21 protein-coding genes and 5 pseudogenes are annotated in these 24,890 nt (G+C 73.1%); 10 read left to right on the top strand and 16 right to left on the bottom strand.

The annotated features are described in order from the left end of the window. Window positions 1-32: 32 nt before the first annotated feature. Complete coding sequence (locus tag ACFP6A_RS03145; protein ID WP_379601504.1) at window positions 33-1,283, top strand: GGDEF domain-containing protein; 1,251 nt, start codon at window positions 33-35, stop codon at window positions 1,281-1,283. Between the two features lie 47 nt (window positions 1,284-1,330). On the opposite strand, the gene ACFP6A_RS03140 is transcribed toward ACFP6A_RS03145, so the two are convergent. The 4 genes from ACFP6A_RS03140 to ACFP6A_RS03125 all read right to left on the bottom strand — a co-directional run bounded on the left by ACFP6A_RS03140 (window position 1,331) and on the right by ACFP6A_RS03125 (window position 5,605). Continuing rightward, window positions 1,331-2,368, bottom strand: a complete 1,038-nt coding sequence (locus ACFP6A_RS03140; protein WP_379601503.1) for a YgfZ/GcvT domain-containing protein — start codon at window positions 2,366-2,368, stop codon at window positions 1,331-1,333. Between the two features lie 7 nt (window positions 2,369-2,375). Beyond that, window positions 2,376-2,843, bottom strand: coding sequence for a Fur family transcriptional regulator (locus ACFP6A_RS03135; protein WP_379601502.1), 468 nt, complete (start codon window positions 2,841-2,843; stop codon window positions 2,376-2,378). Between the two features lie 72 nt (window positions 2,844-2,915). Beyond that, window positions 2,916-4,418 (bottom strand): carboxyl transferase domain-containing protein, encoded by a 1,503-nt coding sequence (locus ACFP6A_RS03130; RefSeq protein ID WP_379601501.1) that lies wholly within the window; start codon window positions 4,416-4,418, stop codon window positions 2,916-2,918. Then, window positions 4,415-5,605: a CaiB/BaiF CoA transferase family protein gene (locus tag ACFP6A_RS03125; protein ID WP_379601500.1), complete on the bottom strand. Its 1,191-nt coding sequence runs from the start codon at window positions 5,603-5,605 to the stop codon at window positions 4,415-4,417. Before ACFP6A_RS03125 ends, ACFP6A_RS03130 begins: the two co-directional genes overlap by 4 nt. A 467-nt stretch (window positions 5,606-6,072) precedes the next feature. Here ACFP6A_RS03125 and ACFP6A_RS03120 point away from each other — a divergent pair, with 467 nt between their 5' ends. Continuing rightward, window positions 6,073-6,276 carry a DUF6767 domain-containing protein gene (locus tag ACFP6A_RS03120; protein ID WP_379601498.1) on the top strand — a complete coding sequence of 68 codons (204 nt, stop codon included), beginning with the start codon at window positions 6,073-6,075 and terminating at the stop codon, window positions 6,274-6,276. Between the two features lie 144 nt (window positions 6,277-6,420). Then, on the top strand, window positions 6,421-7,857 hold the full coding sequence (locus ACFP6A_RS03115) for a GntP family permease (protein ID WP_379601496.1): 1,437 nt from the start codon (window positions 6,421-6,423) through the stop codon (window positions 7,855-7,857). 51 nt (window positions 7,858-7,908) lie between these two features. Here ACFP6A_RS03115 and ACFP6A_RS03110 read toward each other — a convergent pair whose 3' ends face one another. Together ACFP6A_RS03110 and ACFP6A_RS03105 are read right to left on the bottom strand one after the other, a co-directional pair. Further along, window positions 7,909-9,351 carry an amidase gene (locus ACFP6A_RS03110; protein WP_379601494.1) on the bottom strand — a complete coding sequence of 481 codons (1,443 nt, stop codon included), beginning with the start codon at window positions 9,349-9,351 and terminating at the stop codon, window positions 7,909-7,911. Between the two features lie 96 nt (window positions 9,352-9,447). Then, window positions 9,448-9,942: a hypothetical protein gene (locus ACFP6A_RS03105; RefSeq protein ID WP_379601493.1), complete on the bottom strand. Its 495-nt coding sequence runs from the start codon at window positions 9,940-9,942 to the stop codon at window positions 9,448-9,450. A 111-nt stretch (window positions 9,943-10,053) separates the two neighbouring features. Here ACFP6A_RS03105 and ACFP6A_RS03100 point away from each other — a divergent pair, with 111 nt between their 5' ends. Both ACFP6A_RS03100 and ACFP6A_RS03095 read left to right on the top strand, forming a co-directional pair. Further along, window positions 10,054-10,512: an STAS domain-containing protein gene (locus tag ACFP6A_RS03100; RefSeq protein ID WP_379601491.1), complete on the top strand. Its 459-nt coding sequence runs from the start codon at window positions 10,054-10,056 to the stop codon at window positions 10,510-10,512. Between the two features lie 96 nt (window positions 10,513-10,608). Next, on the top strand, window positions 10,609-11,325 hold the full coding sequence (locus ACFP6A_RS03095; RefSeq protein ID WP_379601489.1) for a TetR/AcrR family transcriptional regulator: 717 nt from the start codon (window positions 10,609-10,611) through the stop codon (window positions 11,323-11,325). A gap of 28 nt (window positions 11,326-11,353) precedes the next feature. Here the strand turns inward: ACFP6A_RS03095 and ACFP6A_RS03090 are convergent, their stop codons facing one another. Then, window positions 11,354-12,085, bottom strand: a complete 732-nt coding sequence (locus ACFP6A_RS03090; protein WP_379601488.1) for a hypothetical protein — start codon at window positions 12,083-12,085, stop codon at window positions 11,354-11,356. 122 nt (window positions 12,086-12,207) lie between these two features. Here ACFP6A_RS03090 and ACFP6A_RS03085 point away from each other — a divergent pair, with 122 nt between their 5' ends. The 5 genes and pseudogenes from ACFP6A_RS03085 to ACFP6A_RS03065 all read left to right on the top strand — a co-directional run. Further along, window positions 12,208-12,924: a winged-helix domain-containing protein gene (locus ACFP6A_RS03085; RefSeq protein WP_379601487.1), complete on the top strand. Its 717-nt coding sequence runs from the start codon at window positions 12,208-12,210 to the stop codon at window positions 12,922-12,924. A 173-nt stretch (window positions 12,925-13,097) separates the two neighbouring features. Then, complete coding sequence (locus tag ACFP6A_RS03080) at window positions 13,098-14,084, top strand: type IV toxin-antitoxin system AbiEi family antitoxin domain-containing protein (RefSeq protein WP_379601485.1); 987 nt, start codon at window positions 13,098-13,100, stop codon at window positions 14,082-14,084. Between the two features lie 331 nt (window positions 14,085-14,415). Then, window positions 14,416-15,516 carry a glycerophosphodiester phosphodiesterase family protein gene (locus ACFP6A_RS03075; protein WP_379601484.1) on the top strand — a complete coding sequence of 367 codons (1,101 nt, stop codon included), beginning with the start codon at window positions 14,416-14,418 and terminating at the stop codon, window positions 15,514-15,516. A gap of 32 nt (window positions 15,517-15,548) precedes the next feature. Further along, window positions 15,549-16,932, top strand: a pseudogene (locus tag ACFP6A_RS03070) (DEAD/DEAH box helicase); the annotation flags it as partial. After that, window positions 16,929-17,491, top strand: a pseudogene (locus ACFP6A_RS03065) (SWIM zinc finger family protein); the annotation flags it as partial. The pseudogenes ACFP6A_RS03070 and ACFP6A_RS03065, both read left to right, overlap by 4 nt. A gap of 268 nt (window positions 17,492-17,759) precedes the next feature. Here ACFP6A_RS03065 and ACFP6A_RS03060 read toward each other — a convergent pair. The 9 genes and pseudogenes from ACFP6A_RS03060 to ACFP6A_RS03020 all read right to left on the bottom strand — a co-directional run bounded on the left by ACFP6A_RS03060 (window position 17,760) and on the right by ACFP6A_RS03020 (window position 24,790). Then, window positions 17,760-18,725, bottom strand: a complete 966-nt coding sequence (locus ACFP6A_RS03060) for a metallophosphoesterase (RefSeq protein WP_379601482.1) — start codon at window positions 18,723-18,725, stop codon at window positions 17,760-17,762. Window positions 18,726-18,818: 93 nt separating this feature from the next. Then, the gene (locus tag ACFP6A_RS03055) at window positions 18,819-19,187 is read right to left on the bottom strand and encodes a phosphomannose isomerase type II C-terminal cupin domain (protein ID WP_379601481.1); all 369 of its coding nucleotides are present in this window, start codon (window positions 19,185-19,187) and stop codon (window positions 18,819-18,821) included. Between the two features lie 133 nt (window positions 19,188-19,320). Next, window positions 19,321-20,292 (bottom strand): GDP-L-fucose synthase family protein, encoded by a 972-nt coding sequence (locus ACFP6A_RS03050; RefSeq protein ID WP_379602137.1) that lies wholly within the window; start codon window positions 20,290-20,292, stop codon window positions 19,321-19,323. Further along, complete coding sequence (gene gmd, locus ACFP6A_RS03045) at window positions 20,289-21,332, bottom strand: GDP-mannose 4,6-dehydratase (protein ID WP_379601479.1); 1,044 nt, start codon at window positions 21,330-21,332, stop codon at window positions 20,289-20,291. The genes ACFP6A_RS03050 and gmd overlap by 4 nt, the downstream gene beginning before the upstream one ends. Window positions 21,333-21,625: 293 nt before the next feature. Next, a pseudogene (locus tag ACFP6A_RS03040) lies at window positions 21,626-22,123 on the bottom strand (ATP-binding protein); the annotation flags it as partial. A 41-nt stretch (window positions 22,124-22,164) separates the two neighbouring features. Next, window positions 22,165-22,455: pseudogene (locus ACFP6A_RS03035) on the bottom strand (integrase core domain-containing protein); the annotation flags it as partial. Window positions 22,456-22,462: 7 nt separating this feature from the next. Next, window positions 22,463-23,808 (bottom strand): annotated as a pseudogene (locus tag ACFP6A_RS03030) (IS30 family transposase). After that, a complete protein-coding gene (locus ACFP6A_RS03025) occupies window positions 23,748-24,563 on the bottom strand; it encodes an IS3 family transposase (protein ID WP_379601477.1) in 816 nt (271 codons plus the stop codon). Before ACFP6A_RS03025 ends, ACFP6A_RS03030 begins: the two are co-directional and overlap by 61 nt. After that, window positions 24,560-24,790, bottom strand: coding sequence for a transposase (locus ACFP6A_RS03020; protein WP_379601475.1), 231 nt, complete (start codon window positions 24,788-24,790; stop codon window positions 24,560-24,562). Before ACFP6A_RS03020 ends, ACFP6A_RS03025 begins: the two co-directional genes overlap by 4 nt. Between the last annotated feature and the right edge of the window lie 100 nt (window positions 24,791-24,890).

The raw sequence follows: 24,890 nt of genomic DNA, 5'->3' as shown, positions 1-24,890 counted from the left end.
GACCGCCGCCACTCACCGGAGAAAGTCACACCATGGACCGGATCGCGGCGGCGACCCGGCTCGTCGAGGGCGCCCCGCTGACCTACCAGCACCTGTCCGCGACCCAGGCGATCGGTCTGGCGATGCGCCGGCTGCACCTGTACGAGCAGTCCGACGCGATGCAGATGAGCCTGGTGGGGCACCCCGGCGGCGGCCTGCTGCTGGACGCGATCGTGCTCGCCCAGGCGGCCCTGACCCGCACCCTGTGGGGTGTCGTCGTCGAGCTCACCGGTGACCACGAGCAGGCGCGTGCGCACTACCTGGTCAGCCTGAGCCGGGTGTACCGGCTGCGGCGCCTGGCCCGGCGCCTCGGCCACGACGAGCTCGCCCGCCGCGCGGACCTGCACGAGGGCGTCCTCCGCCACCGGCTGGGGGACGCCGACGGGGCCTGGTTGCTGCTCACGACCAGCTGGGACGGCGTCCCGCCGCGCGAGACCCTGCCGGAGACCCGGCTCGGGCACACCGCACTGGCTCTGCTGTCGGCCGAGGCCGGGGACGGCGAGACCGCGGCCGGGCACGTCGCCGCCGCCCGCGGGGGCACGACGGACGACGTCCTGCTGGCCTGGGCGTTCGCCGTCGCCGCGCAGGTCGCCGCCGCGGGCGGGCCGCTCACGGCGGCCGCCACGGAGTGGCGCGAGCTGGCCCGGTACGCCATCGGGGCGCTGCTGACCGACCGGACCGACCGCTACGAGTCGCTGCGGCACCGCATTCTGCTGGCCGAGCTCTCCGAGCAGAGCGCGACGGCGGTGGCCAGCGCCCGGCTCGACCCGTTGACCGGGGCGGGCAACCGGCGGCTGCTGGAGGACCGGCTGGCCGCCGGCGGCCGCTACAGCGCGGTGTTCGTCGACATCGACCACTTCAAGCGGGTCAACGACGAGCACTCGCACGCCGTCGGCGACGCCGTCCTGGTGCGCCTCGGCGAGCTGCTGCGCCGGCACTGCCGCGCCGACGACCTCGTCGTGCGCTACGGCGGGGACGAGTTCGTCGTCCTCGTGCCCGGGGAGCAGCGGGACGCCGAGCGGGTCGCCACCCGGGTGCTGGCGGCGGTGCGCTCGCAGGACTGGGCGGACTTCGCCGAGGGGCTGCGGGTGAGCGTGTCGATCGGGGTCAGCCGGCAGCGGTCGGTGGGCAGCGCGCTGCGGTGCGCCGACGGCGCCCTGCAGCAGGCGAAGCGCCGCGGCCGGGACCGGGTCGTCGTGGCCGCCGAGACCGGTCCGCGGGAGCCGTCACCCGAGGCCGGCTGAGCCCGACTCGAGCACGACTCGAGCACGACTGAGCCCGGTTGAGCGGCTCAGGCGCCGACGAGGACCTCCTGCGCGGCGGCGACCCCGTCGACCGTGAGCACGGCGTCCACCGGGGTGGAGCGCTTGACCAGCGCCAGCGCGACCGGTCCGAGCTCGTGGTGACGGGCGCTCGACGTGACGAACCCGACCGCTCGCTGCGGGCCGAGGACCTCGCTGCCGCGGGGCGGCAGGTGGTGCCCGGAGCCGTCGAGGTGCAGCAGCACGAGCCGCCGGGGCGGACGGCCCAGGTTGTGCACCCGGGCGACCGTCTCCTGCCCTCGGTAGCAGCCCTTGCGCAGGTGCACGGCGGTGCGCAGCCAGTCCACCTCGTGCGGGATCGTGCGGTGGTCGGTCTCGAACCCGAACCGCGGCCGGCAGGCGGCGACCCGCAGCGCCTCCGCCGCCCAGGTGCCGGCCAGGTCCCAGTCACCGACGTGGTCGACGAGCCGGTCGCGGGGCACGAGCACCTCCCGCCACGGCCGGGTGGCGCCGGGGTGGGCGTCGTCGTCCACCGGGTTGTACCGGGCGCTCACCGGCCCGGTCCGCGGCCACGGGTCCACCCAGGCCAGCGGCTCCCCGGGCGCCGACTCCCGGCGCACCGGCTCGCCGAGCACGGCCCACTGCGCGGTGACGTCGGCGACCTGCACCCGAAGCATGAACCGCATGGAGTCCAGCCAGCCGGCCAGCGCCGGCGCGGTGCCCGGTTCGACGGTGATCCACGTCGTCTCCCCGTCGTCGACGAGGTGCAGGGCGTGCTCGACGTGCCCCTTCGGGGACAGCACGAGGTCCTCGACGCTGGCGCGCGGGGGGAGGTCCGCGACGTGCTGGGTGGTCAGCGAGTGCAGCCACGACAGCCGGTCCGGCCCGGTGACGGTGACGACGCCGCGGTGGGACAGGTCGACGAAGCCGAGCCCCTGCTCGAGCAGCCGCTGCTCGCGCACCGGGTCGCCGTAGTGCCAGGCGACCCCGGCGTCCGGGCCCTCTCCCTCGACGGCGCCGTGCCGGTCGAGCAGCGGGCTGCGGTACTGGGTGGTGGTCTCGGTCACGTCGTCCTCAGCGTCGGGGGGACAGGTCGGATTCCCCGGGGGCGGGCCCGGGCTCGTGGGCGGCGGCGCAGTCGCTGCACAGCCCGTGCAGGGCGAGGTGCCGGACGTCGGTACGAAAGCCGTGCTCGCTGCGGATCCGCCGGGCGAGGGTGTGGCCGTGCTCGGCGGACGCCTCCTGGACCCGGCCGCACTGCCGGCACACGAGGTGCAGGTGCTCCCGCGGGCGGGTCGAGTGGTAGGTGGGGGCGCCGTGCTCGAGGTGGGCGTGGGTGACCAGGCCCAGGTCCTCGAGCAGCTCGAGGGTCCGGTAGACGGTCGCCAGGCTGACCTCCGGGCCGCGCCGCTGCAGGTGCGCGGCGACCTGCTCGGCGGTGGCGTGCCCGAGCTCGTCGACGGCGTCCAGGACGCACCGCCGCTGCGGCGTGCTGCGCAGCCCGCGGCTGCGCAGCGCCTCGGAGAGCACGTCAGCGGCCACACCCCCAGGGTAGGCCGCCCCGTGGGCGCCGGCGGATCAGTGGACGCCGGCGGTTCAGTGGACGCCGGCGGTTCAGTGCACGCCGAGGCGCCGGTAGCGGGCCAGCCGGTCGGCGTAGCGCTGACGCGGGTCCGCCTCGAGCAGCCGGACCAGGTCGTGCTGGAGCACCTGCCCGACCCGGCGGCAGAAGTCCTCCGGCTCGTCCGCGGCGTCCGGGTGCTCGGCGACCACCCGGTCGACGATGCCGGTGCGGAGCAGGTCCAGCGAGCGAACCCCCTGCTTGTCGGCCATCTCGGCGGCGTGCTCGACGTCCCGGTGGACGATGGCGCTGGCCCCCTCCGGCGGCAGCGGCGACAGCCAGGCGTGCTGGGCGGCGACCACCCGGTCGGCGGGCACGAGCGCGAGCGCGCCGCCGCCGGTGCCCTGGCCGAGCAGCAGGGAGATGGTCGGCGCGTCGAGGGTGACGAGCTCGGCGAGGCTGCGGGCGATCTCACCGGCCAGGCCGCCCTCCTCGGCCTCCTTGGACAGGGCGGCGCCGGGGGTGTCGATGACGGTGACGAGCGGCAGCCGCAGCTCACGGGCCAGCCGCATCCCGCGGCGTGCCTCGCGCAGCGCGGCCGGGCCGAGGGGGGACTCCGAGGTCTGCCCGCGGCGGTCCTGGCCGAGGACGACGCACGGGGCCCCGCCGAAGCGGGCCAGGGCGATGAGCAGGCCGGGGTCGGCCTCGCCCTCCCCGGTGCCGTTGAGCGGGACGACGTCGGACGCCGCGTACCGCAGCAGCCGGCGCACCCCGGGCCGGTCCTGGCGCCGCGAGCGGGTGACGGACTCCCAGGCGGGGACGTCGGGCAGGTCCTCCAGCGGCAGCTCGGGCACCTCCGGCAGGCCCTCGCGGGGGGACAGCAGCACGGTCAAGGCCCGGTCCAGGACGGCGGCCACCTCCTGCGGCGGCAGGACGGCGTCGACCAGGCCGCGGGCGAAGAGGTTCTCCGCGACCTGGACCCCGGGCGGGAACGGCTCCCCGTACAGGGCCTCGTACACCCGCGGGCCGAGGAAGCCGACGAGCGCGCCGGGCTCGGCGACGGTGACGTGGCCCAGGGAGCCCCAGGAGGCGAGCACGCCACCGGTGGTGGGGTGGCGCAGGTAGACGAGGTAGGGCAGCCCGGCGGACTTGTGCGCGGCGATCGCGGCGGAGATCTTCACCATCTGCAGGAAGGCGACCGTCCCCTCCTGCATCCGGGTGCCGCCGGACACCGGCGCCGCCAGCAGCGGCAGCCCCTCGGCGGTGGCCCGCTCCACCGCCTGGACGAGCCGTTCGGCGGCGGCCACGCCGATCGACCCGGCGAGGAAGGCGAACTCGGTGGCCATCACGGCGACCCGGCGGCCGTTGATCCGGCCCTCGCCGGTGACGACGGCCTCGTCCAGGCCGGTGCGCTCCCGGGCGGCGGCGAGCTCGGCGGCGTAGTCGTCGTCCACGGGCACCGCCAGCGGCGCGGCGTCCCAGCGGCTGAACGACCCGTCGTCCAGGACGAGGTCGACGAGCTCGAGCGCACCGAGCCGGCGCGCGGCGGCGGTCACAGCGACTCCACCCACGCCCGGACGGCGTCGGCGTCGCCGTCCAGCAGCGGCGGCGGGCGGTGGTCGGTGCGGGTCGTCTCGGTCTCGCCGTCCGGTCCCGGGGCGAAGAACCGCAGCGGCGGCCCGGGCAGGCTCACCCGGCCCAGCGTGGGGTGCTCGACGTCGACGAGCAGTCCCTGCGAGCGGGTCTGGTCCCACTCGTACACCTCGTCGAGGGTGCGGACCTTGCCCGCCGGGATCCCAGCCGCCGCGAGCCGGGGCAGCAGCCGCTCGGCCTCAGTGCCGGCGAACGCGTCCTCGACGAGGTCGATCACCCGCTGCCGGTTGGCGACCCGCTCGGCGTTGGTGGCCAGCCCGTCCGCGGCGGCGTCCAGGCCGAACTCCGCGCAGAAGCGCTGCCACAGGCCCTCGCTGCCGACGGCGATCTGCACCGCGCCGTCGGCGCAGCGGAACAACCCGTACGGGCAGATCGACGGGTGGTGGTTGCCCTGCGCCCGCGGCACCTCACCGGCCACGGTCCACCGGGTGCCCTGGAAGGCGTGGACGCCGACGATGGCCGCCAGCAGCGACGTCCGCACCACCTGGCCCCGCCCGGTGCGCTCCCGCTCCAGCAGGGCGGCCAGCACGCCGTAGGCCCCGTACATGCCGGCGAGCAGGTCGCCGATCGGCACGCCGACCCGCTGCGGGTCCTCCGGCCCGGACCCGGTCAACGACATCAGCCCCGCCTCACCCTGGGCGATCTGGTCGTACCCGGCGCGCCCGCCCTCCGGACCGTCGTGGCCGAACCCCGAGATCGACAGGACGACGAGACGCGGGTTCAGCTCAGCCAGCCGCCCCGTGGAGTACCCGAGCCGGTCCAGCACCCCGGGCCGGAAGTTCTCCAGCAGCACGTCGGCCTTGCGGATGAGCGCCTCGAGGACGCCGCGGCCGTCGTCGCTCTTGAGGTCCAGGGCGATCGACTCCTTGTTGCGGTTGCACGACAGGAAGTACGTCGACTGCCGCTCACCGCCGCCCGCCGGCTCGACGAACGGCGGCCCCCAGCCCCGGGTGTCGTCACCGGTGCCGGGCGTCTCCACCTTGATCACCCGGGCGCCCAGGTCGCCGAGCATCATCCCGGCGTGCGGACCCGCCAGCGCGCGGGTCAGGTCGACGACGACGGTGCCTGCGAGCGGGCCGGAGCGAGACATGCGGTGAAGCGTAGGGACCGCGCTGCGGCGCGCGGGCCGTCACGACTCGACGGTTCTCGCGGCGCCGATCCGGCAGTTCTGCCCCGTCCTGGGCCGCAGTCGTCGCCAGGTCAGCCGCAGTTGCCGCCAGGTCAGCCGCAGTGATCGCCAGATGAGGAGGAGGAAGATGAGGAGGAGGAGGATGAGGTGAGGAGCGGAGGGCTCCGTCGCCCGCCACCGCCCGCCGAGGGTTCGCGCCCGTCGTGGTGGTGGTCCGGCCCTGAAACCGCCGTTCCGGCAGCCGCTGGAGGCGCGAACCCCGCAGGCAGGGAGCCGCAGGGAGCCGCAGGGCCGGGCCGGGGGTGCGGACGACGCGCCGGGCGTACGACGTCCGGGCGGTTCAGTCCTCCCCCGGTGGCGATCAGGACCTTGGTCACCAGTTCGTCGTGGCGTGGCATACCCGCCCGACCCCGGCGGTTGACGCGCACGTGAGCCCCAGCCCGCCCGCGCGCCCCGCAGGCGGTGCCCGCCGTCGTCCGGTCGCGCGGTGCCCGCTGCGTCCGGGCGAGCCGTGCACGCTGTGCGTCCCGGGCGCGACCGGACCGCAGGACTGCGGGCTGGTCTACCTCGTCATGGACGACGACGAGCTGCGCGAGGAGCTGACCCGCACCCGGCTCGGTCGCTCCGGCTGAGCCGCCGGCGCTCTGGCTGAACCTCAGGCGCTCCGGCTGAGCCGCGGGGGCACCGGACGAGCGGTCCCCGCCGCCGAGATGCGGACCGGGTCGAAGCGGCCATAGTGGACACCACGCACCTGTCGCCTCGGGAGGGGGCTCGACGTGGAGTCCATCGAACCGGCGTACGGGACCGGGCCGCTGCTGCTCGTCGCCGCGTCCGCCGTCGCCGTCCTGCTGTTCCTCATCATGCGGCTGCGGCTGCACGCGTTCGTCGCGCTCGTCCTGGTCAGCCTGCTCACCGCGCTGGCCACCGGGATCCCGGTCGGCGACATCGTCGACATCCTGCTGGCGGGCTTCGGCTCGACGCTCGCCTCCGTCGCGCTGCTCGTCGGCCTCGGCGCGATGATCGGCAAGCTGCTCGAGGTCACCGGCGGGGCGAACGTGCTCGCCGACACGCTGATCAACCGGTTCGGGGAGAAGCGCGCGCCGCTCGCCCTCGGGGTGACCTCGCTGCTGTTCGGCTTCCCGATCTTCTTCGACGCCGGCTTCGTGATCATGCTGCCGATCATCTTCAGCGTGGCGCGGCGCCTCGGCGGCTCGCTGCTCACCTACGCCCTGCCCGCGGCCGGGGCGTTCGCCGTCATGCACGCCTTCACGCCGCCGCACCCCGGTCCGGTCGGCGCCGCCGGGATCCTCGGCGCGGACATCGGCCTCGTTCTCGTCGTCGGCCTGCTCATCGGGCTGCCCACCTGGTACGTCGCCTCCTACCTGTTCGGCCTGTGGGCCGGCGGGCGGTACGTCCTGGCGCTGCCGGAGGACTCGCCGTTCGGCGGCCGGGACGACGCCGACCGGCCGGACGACGTCCCGCCGGCGTCCGCAGGGGGCGTGGCCGTGACCGAGCGGACCCAGGTCCGCCGTCCGGCGTTCGGGACCGTGCTGGGGCTGCTCCTGCTGCCGCTCGTACTGATCCTGCTCAACACCGGCCTGAACACGCTTGCCACGGCCGGCGTCATCGACGGCGAGTCCACCGCCGTCCAGGCCCTGCGGCTGGTCGGCCAGACCTCGGTTGCCCTGCTCATCACGACGCTCGTGGCGATGTGGGTGCTTGGGCGGGAGCGGTTCAGCCGCGGCGAGGTCGAGTCGATCGTCAACTCCTCGCTCGGACCGGTCGCCACGGTCATCCTCGTCACCGGAGCCGGCGGCATGTTCGGCGGCGTGCTGCGCTCCTCCGGAATCGGCGAGGCGCTGGCCGGCAGCCTGGACGCGATCGGGCTGCCGGTGATCCTCGCCGCGTTCCTCGTCGCCACCGCGCTGCGGGTGGCCCAGGGGTCGGCCACCGTGGCGCTGACCACGACGGCGGGCCTGATGTCGCCGGTCGTCGCGGCGTCGGACCTGTCGTCCGTGGCCGTCGCGCTGATCGTCGTCGCGATCGCCGCCGGGTCCACGGTGCTGTCGCACGTCAACGACTCCGGCTTCTGGCTGGTCGGCCGCTTCCTCGGCATGGACGAGAAGACGACGCTCAAGACGTGGACGGTGATGGAGACGCTGATCGGCCTCGTCGGCTTCGCCCTCGCCGCGCTGGTGTACGCGTTCGTGTAGGCCCGCCTGCCCCGCCGCCCACCGCCGCCGTCCCGCTGTCTGCCCCGCCGGCTACTCCGCCGTCTCCCCCGGCCTGGACGACGACAGGCTCGGCCGGCGCCGTCCGTGGCCGGTGGCCTGCTCGTAGGCGTACCCGACCTCGAGCACCCGCCGGTCCCCGCGCGGCGGCCCGACGACCTGCAGCCCGACCGGCAGCCCGTCCGGGGTGAACCCGGCCGGCACCGACAGCGCCGGCAGGGTCGTCGCCGAGACGAGGGTGCACGAGCGCATCCACTGCAGGTAGTCCTCCTGCACCTGCCCGTCGATCTCGGTCGGGTACTCCTGCTCGACGGGGAACGGCACCACCTGGGTGGTGGCGGCGACGAGGACGTCGTACCGGTCGAAGAAGTCGAGCACTCGCTGGTACAGGCGGGTCCGCAGCACGTGGGCGCGTCCGACGTCCTCGGCGGTGAGCTCCCGGCCGCGCTCGACGTTCCAGCGGACGGCCGGCTTGACCTGGTCGGGGTGCTCGCGGACGAGGTCCCCGTAGGTGGTGACGAACTGCCACGCGCGCAGCGTGGCGAACACCTCGTCGGCCCCGTCGAGGTCCAGGCAGTCCTCGGTCACCTCGGCGCCGAGCTCTTCGAGCACCGCCGCCTGGCCGGTGAGGACGTCGCGCACCGCCCGGTCCAGCGGGACCCGGCCGCCGAGGTCGGGGGCGAAGGCCACCCGCAGCCCGCGGGTGGGCGCCTCCAGCGGCGGGGCGAAGGAGGCACCCGGCTCCTCCAGGGAGATCGGCGAGCGCCGGCTCGGGCCCGCCATCGCGGCCAGGGCCAGTGCGACGTCCGAGACGGTGCGGCCCATCGGGCCCTGGACGCTGAGGTCTGCCCACGCCATGAGCTGCGGCGCCGAGGGCACCCGGCCCGGGCTGGGACGCAGCCCGACCACGTTGCAGAACGCGGCGGGGTTGCGCAGCGAGCCGCCCATGTCGCTGCCGTCGGCGAGCGGCACCAGCCCGGCGGCCAGGGCGGCCGCGGACCCCCCGCTCGACCCGCCGGCACTGCGGTCGGTGGCATACGGGTTGCGGGTGGCGCCGAACACCGGGTTGAAGGTGTGGGACCCGGCCGCCCACTCCGGGGTGTTGGTCTTGCCGACCCGGACGCCGCCGGCCAGGCGCACCCGCTCGACCACCAGCTCGTCGTCGTCCGGGACGAAGTCGGCCCGCAGCGGCGAGCCGAAGGTCGTGCGCATGCCCCCGGTGAGGTGGGTGTCCTTGTGCGCCACCGGCAGCCCGTGCAGCGGCCCCGTCGTGCCGCCGCGAGCGGTGACCTCGTCGGCTGCCGCGGCCCGGCGGCGGGCGTCCTCGGCGTCCAGGGTGACGATCGCGTTGACCACCGGGTTGACCCGCTCGATCCGGTCCAGGTGCGCCTCGAGCAGCTCACGGGCGGAGACCCGCCGGTCGCGGACCATCGCCGCGAGCTCGGTGGCCGGGGTGAAGCACAGCTCGTCGGACATGTCCGCCAGCCTGCCACCGGCCTCAGCGTGCAGTGTGTGGCGCTTCCTGCCACGCCGTGCGGTTCGTCGACGGCAGATGTCACCTGCCGTGCTGGCTCAGGGGCCGGACGTCGTGGACCCGAGCGGTGTCGTCGGGGAGGTGGGCGGGCCGCCGGTCGTCGGCGCCGTCGTAGCCGAGCGGGACGTGACGGGCGCGGTGGCGGTGGGCGCCGGTGACGTCGGCTCGGCGGTGCGTGTCACGGTGATCGTGCGGGCCGGCTCCGGAGGCTGCGTGACGACGACGGTCCGGGTCGTCGGCGGCGGCACCGCCTGGAGCACGACGACCGTCCTGGTCGTGGTGCTCGGCGCTGGAGCCGGGGCGCGGTCCGTGGGCTGGGGAGCGGGTGCGGTGACGGTCCGCGGCGGAACCGGGGTGGCGGTCACCGGGACCGGGGAGACGACGGTGTCGACGTCCGGTGGCGGGGTGCCACCGAGGGCGTTCCCGACGTCCGTCGTGGCACCGACGACCGCGCCGCTGACGGCCGCGGCGAGCAGGAGGACCACGCCGGCCCGGGTCCGCAGCAGAGACCCGTCGACCGGGACGTTGCTCATGGCGCCTCCACCCCCGGAGTGCCGACCTGCTTCGTCGTCCAGGCTGCTCCTGGCACGCCGCGACCACCACCTGATCGCCAGGACCGTGCCCGGACCGATACCTTACGCCGTATGCGCACCTTTGACGGTGACCCCGCAGCGGACGGCGGGTCGGTGCACGTGCTCACCTACGCCGGCACGACGCGGGTCGTCCTGTCCGGTGAGGTCGACGTGGCCCTGCGGGCTGAGCTGGAGGAGGCCGCCGAGGCGGTCCTCGACCTGGGCAACCCGGTGGAGATCGACGCCCAGCACGTGCGGTTCCTCGACTCGACGGCGATCGCGTTCCTCGCGCGGGTGCTGGCGCGGTCCCCGCGCCCCACCCGGGTCCTGAACCCGCCGCCGATGATGACGTTCCTGCTCGAGTCCACCGGTCTGGGCGACCTCGTCACGGTCGTCGGCCCCGGCGTCCCGGACCCGCCCGTCGCCGGCGGTGTCCCGGATACGCCTGCCGCCGGCGGCGACCCGGACCCGCCCGTCGCCGGCGGCGACCCGGCCGGTCCCGAGCGCGGCGCCACTCCGGAGCCTGCCTGACCCCGGCCCAAGCGGTCGGAGCGGGCGGCGCGGTCGGGTGACCCTGACCGCCACCGACCGCACCCTGCGCCACGGGTTCGCGACGTCGGAGCGACAATGAGCGACGTGACAACTGCGACGAGGCACCGAGGGGGCCCGCTGTCGCGCGAGGTCATCGTCGACGCGGCGATCGGCTACCTGGACGACCACGGCCTGCCGGCCTTGTCCATGCGCCGGCTGGGCGAACGGCTCGGCGTCGAGGCGATGTCCCTGTACCGCTACGTCAACGGCCGGGAGGACCTGCTCGAGGCGGTCGTCGACCGGCTCGTCTCCCGCCTCCACCTCGAGGACGGGACCCGGTTCGGCCCCGCAGACGGCTGGCAGGCCTACCTGCAGTGGCTCGCGCACGCCGTCCGGGACCTCGCGGACGAGCACCCGAACGCGTTCCCGCTCGTCGCCACCCGGCACCCGGCCGCCCCGTGGCTGCGTCCCCCGCTGCGGTCGCTGCGGGTCGTGGAGGAGTTCCTGGAGAACCTCACCTCCCGCGGCTTCGGGGACGAGGCCGCGGTGACCGCCTACCGCCAGTTCTCCAGCTTCCTGCTCGGTCACCTGCTGCTGGAGGTCGCCGGCCGCGGCGGCTCCACCCCGGCCGGCGCCGAGGAGCTCGACCAGGGGGACGGCGACGTCGGCGGGCGGGACGCCGAGGTGGACGTCGCGGACTACCCGCTGCTGGTGCGGATGCGGCCGATGCTGTCCCGGTACGAGGCCGACGCCGAGTTCGAGGCAGCCCTCGAGGACGCCCTCGACCGGATCGACCGGCTCGTGTCGCGCTGAGCCGCGGCGCCGGGTAGCCCCGGCGGGCTCAGGAGAACAGGCGGCCCAGCACGTAGACGAGCAGCCCCGAGGCCGCCACCGGAGCGACCGCGCGCGCCGTCGCCGCCTGCACCTGCCCGGCCGTCGGCAGGTGCGCGAGGAGTCGGTCGAAGGTCGCGACGACGACCCCGACGGCGAACCCGACGAGGGCCCCGGTCACGGCCCGCTCGTCGGGCAGGAGCGCACCCGTGAGCGCGCCGAGACTCAGCGCACCGAGCAGTGCGAAGGGCCCGGTGATCCGCTGCGGCCACGGCAGGCCGGTGGCCAGCCCAGCGGCCAGGGCCCCCGCGGAGCCGAGCAGGACGACGCCGTCCCCGCCGTCGTCGTGCAGGGCCGCCAGCCACCCGGCGCCGAAGGCGACGACCACGACGCCGGAGACCACCCCGGTCACCGACTCGACGAGACGCGGGCGCATGTCCCGCCGCAAGAGCTGGTGGGCGAACTCGACGAGCACCGTTACCGCCAGGACGCCGGGCAGCCAGCGCAGGTGCGCGGAGCCGTCGGTCAGCGCGGCCGCTGCGGTGGCCACAGCGCCGCCGAGGGCGATCACCGCCGTGCTGCCCCGTGGGGTCGGCAGGTTGAGCAGGGCGGCCCACCCGCCGGCCACCGCCACGGTGCCCAGGAGGAGGGCGGCCACGAGGGTTGCCGTGCCGGCGTACGCGGCGACCCCGACGAGCACCGCGGACGCTGCGGTGATGAGGGCGGGGGCCGGCCGGGTCACCGCGGCATCCTGGCACGAGGCGCCGCCTGGACGGCCACCCGGCGCGCTCCGCGTACACTGCCGCGCACATCGTGCGACGGCGCCGGTCCTCCCGGGCCGGCTGCGGGTGAGGAGGCACCGCTTTGACCCAGATCCTCCTGCTGACGAACGCCCTCGCGCCGTCCGCCGAGGTCCTGCCCGCGCTCGCCCTGCTGCCCCACCACGTCCGGGTGCTGCCCGCCGAGCCCACCGCCCTGGTCGACGTCCCGCCGGCGGACGTCGTCCTGCTCGACGCCCGCCGCGACCTCGCTGCCGCCCGGTCGACGTGCCGGCTGCTGCGGACCACCGGCCTCGGCGCCCCGCTCATCGCCGTGCTCACCGAGGGCGGGCTCGCTGCGGTCGCCGCCGACTGGGGGATGGACGACGTCCTGCTGGACACGGCCGGGCCGGCGGAGGTGGAGGCGCGGCTGCGGCTCGCCGCCGGGCGAACGGCCACCCCCCTGCGGACGGACGACGACCCCGGCGGGGAGACCCGGGTGGGCGACCTCGTCGTGGACGAGAACGCCTGGACCGTGCGGGTGCGCAACCGGCCGCTCAACCTCACGTACAAGGAGTTCGAGCTGCTGCGGTTCCTGGCGCAGCACCCGGGCCGGGTGTTCACCCGCGCTCAGCTGCTCCAGGAGGTGTGGGGGTACGACTACTTCGGGGGGACGCGCACCGTGGACGTGCACGTGCGGCGGCTGCGCGCCAAGTTGGGCGCCGAGCACGAGCAGCTCATCGGCACCGTGCGCAACGTCGGCTACCGGTTCGTCCCGCCACCCACGGCGGCGCCGTCGCGCGCCGACCAGGCGGTCCCCTGACCCGCGGCCCTGCGGCGGGTTCGCACACCCAGTGGCGGCCCTGCGGCGGGTTCGCACACCCAGCGGCGGTCAAGAAGCCTCCGACGGCCGGGTTTGACCGCCACTGGGTGTGCGAACCCCCGGCCTGTGGATGACGCCCGACGGGCAGGCGCGCGCCGAGGCACCCTGCCCGCGTGGACCCTGAGCTCGCAGCCCTCGCGGCAGAGCACCACGGCGTCGTCACCCTCGCGGACGCCGAGCGGCGCCGGCTCACCCGGGCGGGCGTGCGCTGGGCGGTCGAGCGCGGCGACCTGATGCGTCTCGCGACGGGGGCGTGGTGCCCGCGGGAGGTGTGGGAGGCGTCCGACGAGCGCCAGCGCCACCTCCTGCGGGTGCGTGCCGCCCAGAGTCGCCGCCCCCGCGCGGTGGCCTGCGCCGAGTCGGCAGCCGTCGTCCTCGGCCTGCCCCTGCAGACGGTGCCGCCGGATGCCCGGCTCACCGTGGCGCGCCAGCCGCCCCGGCACGGCGGTTCGGGACGCCGCGGGTCGGCGCGCGGGCGGCGGGCGTGGCTCGACGACGACGAGGTGGTCGTCGTCGACGGCGTACGGGTCACCACGCCAGCGCGCACGGTGGTGGACCTGAGCCGCCACGCGTCGTTCCCGTGGGCGCTGGCAGCCGGGGACGCCGCGATGTGGCTCCTCGGGATCAGTGCCGACCAGTTGCGTGAGGCGGCCGACCGCAATCCGTGCGCCCCGGGGCACCCGAGGGCCGTCCTGGTCGCGCGGCACGCCGACAAGCGGGCGGAGTCGGCGTTGGAGTCGGTGGCCCGCGGCGTGATGATCCACCTCGGCCTGCCCCCGGCCGAGCCCCAGGTGGTGCTGCAGCAGGACGGCCTGCGCTACCGGGTCGACCTCTTGGTGCGGACGTGCTGGACCGTCGTCGAGGCCGACGGCAAGGTGAAGTACCGCGACGATGACCCGACCGCAGCTCAACGGGTCTGGCTCGACAAGCGGCGGCGCGACGACCTGCACGACTGGGGGCACGAGGTGGTGCGCTTCGTCATGGCCGACGAGCGCCACCCGGTCGCCTGGGGGCGCCGGTGCGTGCGGTCGTTCAACCGGGCCTACGAGCGCCGCGGCCTGACCACCCCTGACTGGGGTTCGCGCCTGTCGTGGTGGTGATCGCGGCAGGCGACGCCTCGGCCCCCTCCCTCGGCCCCCGAGGGTTCGCACACCCAGTGGCGGTGGAACACCCGGTTTCGGGGCCAGACCACCGCCACCCGGTGCGCGAACCCCCACCGCGCCAGCCACCCGGTGCGCGAACCCCCACCGCGCCAGCCACCCGGTGCGCGAACCCCCACCGCGCCAGCCACCCGGTGCGCGAACCCCCACCGCGCCGGCCACGCAGTGTGCGAACCCCGGTGAGGAGCAGGGCCGAGCCGTCACCGTTCCGCCACCTCGTAGCGGTCCGGCATACACGGGGACGCCAAACGACGTCGCCACGCTACTCGGCATGAACCGACGCAAATACCTCATCCCGACCCTCGCCGTCCTGCTGGCCACCGGCACGGCGCTGGCCCCGGCCCACGCGGCCGAACCGCCCTCACGGCCGGGTGGCGACGACCGGCCCGGGTACGGCAGCGACCGCTTCGACCTCCAGGCCCACCGCGGCGGCCTGGGCCTCGTGGTCGAGAACACGCTGCCCGCGTTCGCCAACGCGCTCGAACTGGGCGTCACGACGCTCGAGCTCGACGTCCAGATCACCAAGGACGGGTACGCCGTGGTCACCCACGACCGCGACCCCTCGCCAACGAAGTGCGTCGACACCGAGCCCGCGTTCGAGGGGGACCCGCAGTTCCCCTACGTGCCGGGCACCACGTACATCAAGGACCTCACGCTCGAGCAGGTGCGCACGATCGACTGCGGCTCGCAGCGGCTGCCGCAGTACCCGGAGCAGCAGCTGGCGCCGGGGGCGCGGATGCCGCTGCTCAGCGAGGTGTTCGACCTGGTGCAGCGCTACCGGGCGCACCGGGTGATGCTCAACGTCGAGACGAAGGTGGAGGCGGGCGCGCCGTGGCAGACGGCCCCGCGGGAAGAGTTCGTCCAGGTGGTCGCCCGCGAGGTGCGCGAGGCCGGGATGGTCGACCAGGTCACGATCCAGAGTTTCGACTGGGGCGCGCTGATGCGGATGCGCGAGGTGGAGCCGCGGCTGCCGATCGTCGCGCTGACCAACGGCCAGCAGTTCCTCCAGGTGGGCGAGCCAGGGGCGTCGCCGTGGCTGGGCGGCATCGACATCGACGACTTCGACGGCTCGCTCGTGGATGCCGCAGCGTCCTTCGGTGCGGACGCGATCTCCCCGGTGCACGGCTCGCCGCAGGGCGGTTCGGTACTCGACCCCGGCTACGAGCCGTTCACCACCGCGTCGCTGGTCGAGGAGGCGCACGCCGCGGGCATGGACGTCGTCCCGTGGACGGTCAACGACACCGCGACGATGACCGCCCTGCTGGATGCCGGGGTCGACGGGATGATCACCGACCGGCCGGACGTGCTGCGCGACGTGATGGCCGAGCGCGGGCTGAAGCTGCCGAAGGCGTTCCCGGCGCCGCGTCCCTGACGGACGACGGAGGGCCCGCGGTGCTGCACACGCTCGGCGCCCCGGACGAGGGGCCGGGCGGGCTGCCGGTGCTCGGGGTGGACGCCGACGGCTGGCTCGGCGACCTGCTCTCCGGCGAGGCGGAGCGGCGGCTGGAGCCGGTGCCCGCCCCGGAGGGGTTCGTCGGCACCCTGCGCCCCTACCAGGAGCGGGGCCTGTCGTGGCTGTCGTTCCTCGAGTCGGTCGGCCTGGGCGGCCTGCTGGCCGACGACATGGGCCTGGGCAAGACGGTGCAGCTGCTCGCGCTCGTCGTCCGGGACGCCGGCCGGCCGGGCACGGGGCCGACGGGGCCGACGGGGCCGACGGGGCCGACGGGGCCGACGGGGCCGACGGGGCCGACGGGGCCGACGGGCCGACCCTCCTGGTGTGCCCGATGTCGGTGGTGGGCAACTGGCAGCGCGAGGCCGCGCGCTTCGCCCCCGGGCTGCGGGTGCACGTGCACCACGGCGCGGAGCGCCCCCGCGGCACGGCGTTCGAAGAAGCGGTGGCCGGCTCGGACCTCGTCGTCACGACGTACGCGATCCTCGCCCGGGACGCGGCCGCGCTGCGCCAGGTCGCCTGGCACCGCGTCGTCCTGGACGAGGCCCAGGCGATCAAGAGCGCGGCCACCAAGGCGCCCGCGCAGTTCCGGCAGCGGTTCGCCGTCCCGGTGGAGCGCCACGGGGACGCCGAGGCCGCGGCCAGGCTGCGTGCCCTCACCCAGCCGTTCGTACTGCGCCGGCTGAAGACCGACCGGTCGATCATCACCGACCTGCCGGAGAAGGTGGAGATGGACGTCGTGTGCTCGCTGACCCGGGAGCAGGCGGCGCTGTACCAGTCGGTGGTCACCGACATGCTGGAGCGGATCGCGACGACCGCGGGGATCGAACGCCGCGGGCTGGTGCTGGCGACGATGACCAGGCTCAAGCAGGTGTGCAACCACCCGGCGCAGTTCCTGCGCGACGGCAGCGCGCTGGCGGGCCGCTCCGGCAAGCTGGCGCGGCTGGAGGAGGTGCTCGAGGAGGTGCTCGCCGCCGGTGAGAGGGCGCTGCTGTTCACCCAGTACGCCGAGTTCGGCGACATGCTGCGCACGTACCTGTCGGCGAGGTTCGGCCGGGAGGTGGCGTACCTGCACGGCGGGGTGAGCAAGGCCGGGCGGGACGCGCTGGTGTCGCGGTTCCAGGACGGCGGCCGGTCCGGGCCGCCGCTGATGGTCCTGTCGCTGAAGGCCGGGGGCACCGGGCTGACCCTGACGGCGGCCAGCCACGTCGTCCCGCCGGGTTCCACCAGCGGTCGACGTGGAGCATCGTCGGCACCGGGGAGGGCTGGTTGACCGAGCTGTCCACCGCGCAGCTGCGCGAGCTGTTCACCCTCGAGGCCGGGTCGGTGGTGGAGTGAGCCCGTCGCGCTGGTCCGGCTTCCCGCCGCCGGCCGCGCCCCGGCCGGTGAGCGGCGGGGTCGTGGCCCGCAGCACCCGGGGCCGGATCGGCGAGCAGTGGTGGTCGCGGCGCTTCATCGAGGTGCTGGAGTCCTTCGCGCTGGGGTCGCGGCTGACCCGTGGCCGCGCCTACGCCCGCAAGGGCCAGGTGGTGTCGCTGGACGTGGGGCCGGGCGAGGTGCGCGCCTCGGTGCAGGGGACCCGCCGGACGCCGTACCGGGTCCGGATCGGGCTCGCCCGTTCCCGGAGCTGGTGTGGGCGAAGGTCGAGGTGACGCTAGCCGAGCAGGCGATCCACAGCGCCCGGCTGCTCGCCGGGGAGATGCCCACCGACCTGGACGACGTGTTCGCCGCCGCGGGTACCCCGCTGTTCCCGCAGCGGGTGGGCGACCTGTCGATGTCGTGCTCGTGCCCGGACGCCGCAGTGCCGTGCAAGCACATCGCGGCCACGTTCTACCTGCTGGCCGAGGCCTTCGACAGCGGGCTGTACGGCCGGATGGCGGCAGAGGGCTCGGACCGCTGAGCGCGGGTCTCCGGCGCGGCGGCGCCGAACGCCGTCAGGCCCCCCGTTGGGCCGACGATGAGCGGTCCCGAGTGGCTCCCCGTGTCGCTTGGGCCGGCTTGGCCGCGGCGATGGCGCGCACCGCGGGGCTCGCCTGCCCGATCCCCCGCTGAGCCCGCTTCACGATGAGACGGGCCGCCCGCACCTGAGCGCGGTTCGCCGTCAACGTCTTGGCCATCTACTCGACCTCCAGCACGGTGTCACCGTCATCGTAAGGCGGGCCGGGTCAGGGCTTCACGTGCCGCGGCTGCCAGCTGAACACGCCCGAGGTCCGGGGGTCGATGGTGAGGGCGAGCCAGTCGGAGGCCGTGTCGCCGAAGGTCTCGAGTCGGGTCAGGTTCGGCACGCCGGCGTAGCCGAGCTCGACCTCGTAGCGGTGCTCGTCGCCGTGCACGAGCAGCACGGGCCGACCGAAGGCCGCCGCCCGCTCGGCGATCAGCGCCCGCTCGGCGGCGAAGCCGGGAGAGGCGACGGGCTCGGCCTGCATGAGCAGCAGGACGCCGGCGGCGTCGGCTCGGGCCGCCTCGTCGAACGTGGCGTCGATCCAGTCGAGGTTGGCGGCGCGGCGGGCCTCGAACTCGGCGAGCCGTTCGGTGGGCTGGTCGCCGCCGGGCAGCTGCGACCAAGGCTCGAGGTCGTTCTCGCTGCCGACCACGTGCACGGTGGCGACGACGACCTTGCTGCGGGTGAAGCGGACGTTCTCGACGTAGTCGGCGTGGGCGGGCTGCTCGACCGACTGCACCGCGGCGGTGAGGGTGCGCCGTCCCAGCGACTGGCCCGGCTCGGGGTAGAACAGCTCACGGAAGGCGGCGAGCCGCTCGGTGGGCAGGTAGCCGCCGGCGGCGGTGCGGTGGCAGTCGGTCCACTCGTTGTCCCCCGGCGTGATCACGAACGGGTCGGCGAACGTGTCGTACAGGGCGGCCAGGTCAGCCAGCCGGGCGTCGTCGCACGTCGACCCGCCGCTCTTGACGTCACCGGCGTGCAGCACGGCGCGCACCTTCGGGTCGGCGTTGACGTCGTCCACGAGCGCGGGGAACGCCTGACGCTGGGCGTCCCCGTACGGGGTGTCGCCCAGCACGGCGAACGTCGTGGGTCCTTGGCCCATCGGGCCTCCCGGCGCCGCCACGGCCGGGGCGGCGAGCAACGGGACGGCGACGAGGACGGCGGTGGCGAGGGCAGGTAGTCGGCGCATGACGGAACTGTCGGCCGGGGTCGGTGAACGCTGCACCTCACCGCCGGCTACGACAGCGTGAACATCCGCCGCTGCCCGGCGAGCCCGGCCAGATCAGCGGGTGTAGTCGTCGTCGAGCCGCTCGATGTCGGCCTCGTCGAAGTCGCCGAAGGCGATCTCCAGCACTCGGCCGGGCCGGCTCTGGCTGTTTCCCAGGCGGTGCAGACGCCCAGAGGCGACGAGCACCTGCTCGCCCACGTCGGCGGTCCACGATCGCCCGTCGACGGTGACGTCCATCGGCACGTCAAGCACGTGCCACAACTCGGCGCGGTGGCCGTGGCGCTGGAGGCTCAACCGGTGGCCCGGCTCGACCGTGATGACCTTCACCGTGACGTGCTGGTTCTCGACGAACTGCTGGAACTGGCCCCAGGGCCGTTCGCTGACCCGGATCTGCGCGAGCGCGTCACCTTCGACCGTGTGCATGCGATGTCCCCGTCTTCCGTGGCCCCGGTGCTGCCGGCAGGCTATCCCAGGCCGACAGATCGCAGACAGACGTTGAGCTGACGCCAGAGGAAGGAGGGCATGACCGGGCGACCTGACCGAGACGCTGACCGACTCACTTGCGCACCGACTCTCTGTTCGACTGGTACCAGGCGACTGTGCCGCGGATTCCGTCTTCGAGGTCGAGCCTCGGCCGCCACCCTGATGCAGTAAGGGTCGACACGTCGAGCAGCTTGCGGGGGGTGCCGTCCGGCTTGGAGGTGTCCCAGCGGGTCTCGCCTTCATAACCGACCGCGCTCGCGACCATTGCGGCGAGCTGGGCGATCGTCACATCCTTGCCGGTGCCGACGTTGACCTGGGACGGCCCATCGAAGTGCTCAAGCAGGTGCAGGCAGGCGTCCGCCATGTCCGCGACGTGGAGGAGCTCGCGCCGTGGCGTGCCCGTTCCCCAGTTCGTGACAATAGGCTCGCCAGTGCGCTTCGCCTCGTCGTAGCGACGGATGAGGGCGGGTAGGACGTGCGAGCCCTCGGCTGAGAAGTTGTCCTCAGCACCGTAAAGGTTGGTGGGCATGGCGGAGATCCACGGCAAGCCGTACTGCCGCCGGACGGCCTGTACGTGAAGGATGCCCGCAATCTTGGCGATGGCGTAGGCGTCGTTGGTCGGTTCGAGGTGCCCGGTGAGGAGGTACTCCTCCTTGATGGGCTGTGGAGCCATCTTGGGGTAGATGCAGGAGGAACCGAGGAACAGCAGGCGTTCGACGCCGTGCTGGAGAGCAGCGTCCAGGACGTTCGTCTGGATCTGGAGGTTCTCGGAGAGGAAATCCACCGGATAGGTGTTGTTCGCCATGATGCCGCCGACCTTGGCCGCGGCGAGCACCACGTACCGGGGTCTGGTGTCGGCGAAGAAAGCGAACACGTCGTCGCGCCGCCTGAGGTCGAGCTCCTTCGAGGTGCGACCGACCAGTCCGGAGAAGCCGGCCTTGCGCAAGGCCCGCCAAATCGCAGAGCCCACCAGCCCGCGGTGCCCCGCTACGTAGAAGGTCGAGTCCCGCTCCAGTGGCTGTGGGTCGTAGTTGCCGGCCATCATGGTGCGCTCACTGTCGGGGTCCACGAGGGAAGCGCGACCGCGTCTATCCACGGGCGTCCCTCGTGGGCAAGTGCCTCGACGTCGGCGTCCACCATGATGCGGGCCAACTCGTGCGGCATGACACGCGCGCTCCATCCGAGTTGTTCGCGCGCCTTGGACGGGTCCCCGATGAGGGCGTCCACCTCCGTGGGCCTCAGGTACCGTTCATCGAAGCGCACGTGCTTCTCCCAATTGAGCCCCGCGTGGCTGAACGCAGCGACAAGGAAGTCCTTGACCGTGACCCCAACCCCGGTGGCCAGCACGTAGTCCTCGGGCTCCTCGGCCTGAAGCATGCGCCACATGCCTTCGACGTACTCCGGCGCGTATCCCCAGTCGCGGACCGGATCAAGGTTCCCCAGGTAGATGTACTCATCCAATCCCGCCTTGATCCGGGCGACCGCGCGGGTGATCTTCCGGGTCACGAAGGTTTCACCGCGTCGTGGCGACTCGTGGTTGAAGAGGATCCCGTTTACGGCGAACATGCCGTATGCCTCACGATAGTTCTTCGTCACCCAGTACGCATAAACTTTCGCAGCACCGTACGGAGACCGGGGATAGAATGGCGTCTCTTCGTTCTGTGGTGGCGGAGTGGCCCCGAACATCTCCGAACTCGATGCTTGGTAGTAGCGGCATTCCATGCCGCTCATCCGCACCGCCTCGAGCAGCCGCATGGCCCCGATACCAGTGGTGTCCCCCGTGTGCTCCGGCTCCTCGAAACTGACCCGCACGTGTGACTGGGCGGCGAGGTTGTACACCTCATCTGGGTTCACCTCATGGAGGAGCGTCACTAGCCGGGCACCATCCGAAAGATCCCCGTAGTGAAGAAACAGTTTTGCGCCCGGATCATGCGGATCCCGATATAGGTGATCAATGCGGTGCGTGTTGAACGTCGAAGCTCGGCGTATCAACCCATGGACCTCGTACCCCTTCGACAGAAGGAACTCGGTCAGGTACGAGCCGTCCTGCCCGGTTATGCCGGTAATGAGCGCTCGCTTAGTCATTCCAGTCTCCCGTGTTCTAGCTCAAGGGCAGAGTACCAAAGCAACCGGTCGAGTCTAGCTGTCGCGTGTCGGACTTAGTGGCAGGGCGCGCTTCTTGCGGGTCTGACCTGCGAAGGAGTCTGATTGATCATGGCGAGGCCGCCGGCGTTCCCGGCTGGGGAGAAGGTCCGGATCGTGTTGTCGGTCCTGGCCGGCGAAGTGAGCGTGGCCGAGGCCGTCCGCCGGGCGAAGGTGTCGCTTGCCAGCGTGATGGGACCACCTCGTTGCCACGAGGATGGGACCACCTGGAGGTGTCACTGAGCATGGCGGGCCTCCGTCTGGTCGTCAACGCCGACGCGCCGGCGTTGGCGGTAGGAGGGGCCCTCGATGACGAGGGTGTGGGCCCCTGAGGTGAGTCGGTCGACGGCGGACTGGGCGAGTAGGGCGTCGGTGGTCATGCCGAGCCACTCGGACGGTTCGCGGTTGGACACCCAGATCGTCGAGGCTCTGCGGTGGCGTTCGACCACGATCTCGTAGAAGTCGTTGGTCTGGGTCGCATCTAGCGGGCGGAGGGCGAAGTCGTCGATGATCAGGACGTCGACGCCGGTGAGGCGGCGGATCTCGGCCTCGAGAGTGTTGTCCAGGCGGGCGGCGCGCAGGCGGGTGAACAGCTTGTCGGCCCGGTAGAACGCCACGGTCATCCTGCGCCGGATCGCGGTGTGCCCGAGGGCGGTGGCCAGGTGGGTCTTGCCGACTCCGACGGGTCCGAGGATGAGGACACCGGTTCCGACCTCGGCGAAGCGCAGCGAGGTCTGAGGGGGTGACGCGTTCCCGGACAGCGACATTGGCTGGTTCAGGCGGCAAGTGTGGCGTGTTGGTGGTACTCGTTGGTGACCTCGAGCGGGGTCCTGTAGCCGAGTGCCGAGTGGAGACGTTGCCGATTGTAGAACACTTCGATGTATTCTGCAATGGCCTGTCGGGCCTTGTCTCGGGTGGGGAAGACGGTGCGGTACACGAGCTCGTTCTTCAACGCCCCGAAAAAAGATTCGGCCATGGCATTGTCCCAGCAGATCCCGGTTCTTCCCATCGAACCGGTGAGCCCGTGCTCGGCGAGGTGGCGGGCGAATTGGGCGCTGGTGTATTGGGCAGGTTCAGGGGGTCGTAGCAACACCAGCCTGTAACGAGGACTCTAACTCGGTTTGGTAGACCTCAGCAGGGGTCCGCCAGTTCAGGCTCTTGCGTGGCCTGTCGTTGAGGGTGGCCACGACGGCCTGGAGCTCTTCGTGGCTCCAGCGCGACAGGTCGGTGCCCTTGGGGAAGTACTGCCGCAGCAGCCCGTTGGTGTTCTCGTTCGTCGGACGCTGCCACGGCGAGTGCGGCTCGCAGAAGTACACGTCGATCCCGGCGTCGATCGCGAGCTGGGCGTGCTGGGCCAGCTCGCCGCCCTGGTCCCAGGTCAGCGACTGGCGCAGCAGCTTGGGCAGGCCCCCGATCTGGGCGGTGATCGCGTCGCGGACAGCGACCGCACCGTGGCCGGCCAGCGGCGGTCCGTTCTTCACGTACGGGGTGGCGCCGAAACCCTCCATCGGGGGCAGGTGCAGCAGCATCGTGTACCTGCTGGACCGCTCGACGAGTGTGCCGATCGCGGACTTCTCCAAACCGGTGATCAGGTCGCCTTCCCAGTGCCCCGGCACGGCTCGGTCATCGGCCTCTGCGGGGCGTTGGCTGATCTTGAGCTCGTCGCTCACGAACGTCCTGCCGCTGCGTCCGGTCCGCGCCCGCGGCTCGCGCAGCGCACGGCCGGTGCGCAGGCACGCCGACAGCTCACGCTTGAGCGCGCCGCGGCCTTGGACGTAGATCGACTGGTAGATCGTCTCGTGGCTGATCCTCATTGACTCATCCTCGGGAAGTCGACCCGCAGCCGGTTGCTGATCTGCTCCGGACTCCACGCGGTGCCCCAGCGGCGGTCCTGGCGGCGTCCGTGGCGACGCCCGGCCCAGGGAACGTTTGGACCCGCGATCGGGCGCCCCCGCGTGTCGGTGACATCGCCGGCGAGCTTGTGCTCGACGTACTCGCGCAAGCGTGGGTTCTCGACGAGCTTGGCGACCTTGGGTCGCTTCGCGGCCTGCTGCGCTTTCCACTGCGCGACCCCGGCCCGGTAGCCCCTTTGCCCGGCCCGAGTCGCTGCGTTGCGGCGTAGCTCACGCGAGATCGTCGACGGGTCACGCCCGATCCGTCGGGCGATCTCGCGGACCCCGATGTTCTGGGCGTTGAGCAGTGCGATCTCCTCACGTTCGTCGAAGCAGAGATAGCGCCCGGTGGGCTCGCACAGGCTGATCGGCGGCATCCCGCCAGCGTGTCGAAACCACCGCGACGCGACCGGCATCGACACACCGATCTCAGCGCCTGCTGCCTCGCTGGTCAGGCCCTGCGCGATCAGACGCCAAAAAGCGCGCTGCACCGCACGCGAGGGCTCGGGGCGCCCCGGTGAACGCATCGCAGGCCGTAGCGCCGGGTCCGCGGCCCACTGCCGCCGCCCACCCTGCGGCGCCTTCGGCACCTGTCTCCTCGACCGACCCACCCAACACCTCCGTGATCAAGGTGTTGCGACGACCAGTTGAATCCGCCCTGGCTTCCCCGGTCGGAGTGGAAGACCGCGCCCTCGGAGAACGTCACGTTCGTGGCGGCCATATCCAGGGCGTCACAGATGAGGTCGGTGCGCATGTGGTCGGCCATCGACCACCCGACGACGGCCTTGGCGTGGCAGTCGATCACGGTCGCCAGGTACAGCCAGCCCTGCCAGGTGGGCACGTACGTGATGTCGCCGACGAGCTTGTGGCCGGGCGCGGTGGCGGTGAAGTCCCGGCCGACGTGGTCGGCGATGACGGGTTCAGCGCCGGGGTCACGCACCGTGGTGGTCCGGTAGGCCCGCGGCTGGCACGCGCGCAACCCGTTCTCCTGCATGATGTCTCGCACGATCCGCAGCGACGCGCCCGCCACGTCGGCGTCGTCGCTGCGCCCGAGCACCGCGTGCACCCGGCGCACCCCGTAGGTGCCGCGGCCGGCGGCGAACGCGGCCTGCACGTGCACCCCGATCTTGGCTCGCCGCACCTGCCGCGCGCTGGCCTGCCCGGTCAACCAGTCGTAGAACGCCGAGGTCGACACCGCCAGCACCGTGCACATGAGCACCACGCTGAACGGGCTCCTGCGGTCGGCCTTCTCCGCGGCAATGAGCGCGTACTTGTCGCTCACTGCTGCTCCCTGGCGAAGAAGGCTGCTGCTTTTTTTAGGAACTCCGCCTGCAACCTGAGCTCACGGTTCTCCCGCTCCAGCTCCCGTAACCGGCTCCGCTCGGGCAGGTTCAACTCCTCACTGACCGGGTGCTCCCGCCGGTACTTGTTACACCAGTTCCCCAAGGTGCCCTCGTTGATGCCCAGCTCCCGGGCAACCTCGGCGATCGGCCGACTCGACTCGATCACCAACCTAACCTCGGCGTTTCACGCGGGTGGGTCGACACGGGGCGGTAGATGGACGGAAGTGCCCGTCTGGTGCGGGAAACTGGGCTTGTTGATGGTCCAG

The sequence above is a fragment of the Quadrisphaera sp. GCM10027208 genome (assembly GCF_042658805.1).
In the GTDB taxonomy this organism is placed as follows: Bacteria; Actinomycetota; Actinomycetes; order Actinomycetales; family SCSIO-59966; genus SCSIO-59966.
The sequence above is the reverse complement of the archived record's forward strand: the minus strand, read 5'-3'. Positions and strand labels throughout refer to the sequence as shown.

Coding starts and splice junctions, on each gene's coding strand:
- ACFP6A_RS03145 (WP_379601504.1), top strand. CDS start 33: ATGGACCGGATCGCGGCGGCGACCCGGCTCGTCGAGGGCGCCCCGCTG.
- ACFP6A_RS03110 (WP_379601494.1), bottom strand. CDS start 9,351: ATGTCCGACGAGCTGTGCTTCACCCCGGCCACCGAGCTCGCGGCGATG.
- ACFP6A_RS03060 (WP_379601482.1), bottom strand. CDS start 18,725: ATGCGCCGACTACCTGCCCTCGCCACCGCCGTCCTCGTCGCCGTCCCG.
- ACFP6A_RS03105 (WP_379601493.1), bottom strand. CDS start 9,942: ATGAGCAACGTCCCGGTCGACGGGTCTCTGCTGCGGACCCGGGCCGGC.
- ACFP6A_RS03095 (WP_379601489.1), top strand. CDS start 10,609: ATGAGCGACGTGACAACTGCGACGAGGCACCGAGGGGGCCCGCTGTCG.
- ACFP6A_RS03055 (WP_379601481.1), bottom strand. CDS start 19,187: ATGCACACGGTCGAAGGTGACGCGCTCGCGCAGATCCGGGTCAGCGAA.
- ACFP6A_RS03050 (WP_379602137.1), bottom strand. CDS start 20,292: ATGATGGCCGGCAACTACGACCCACAGCCACTGGAGCGGGACTCGACC.
- ACFP6A_RS03100 (WP_379601491.1), top strand. CDS start 10,054: ATGCGCACCTTTGACGGTGACCCCGCAGCGGACGGCGGGTCGGTGCAC.
- gmd (WP_379601479.1), bottom strand. CDS start 21,332: ATGACTAAGCGAGCGCTCATTACCGGCATAACCGGGCAGGACGGCTCG.
- ACFP6A_RS03125 (WP_379601500.1), bottom strand. CDS start 5,605: ATGTCTCGCTCCGGCCCGCTCGCAGGCACCGTCGTCGTCGACCTGACC.
- ACFP6A_RS03075 (WP_379601484.1), top strand. CDS start 14,416: ATGAACCGACGCAAATACCTCATCCCGACCCTCGCCGTCCTGCTGGCC.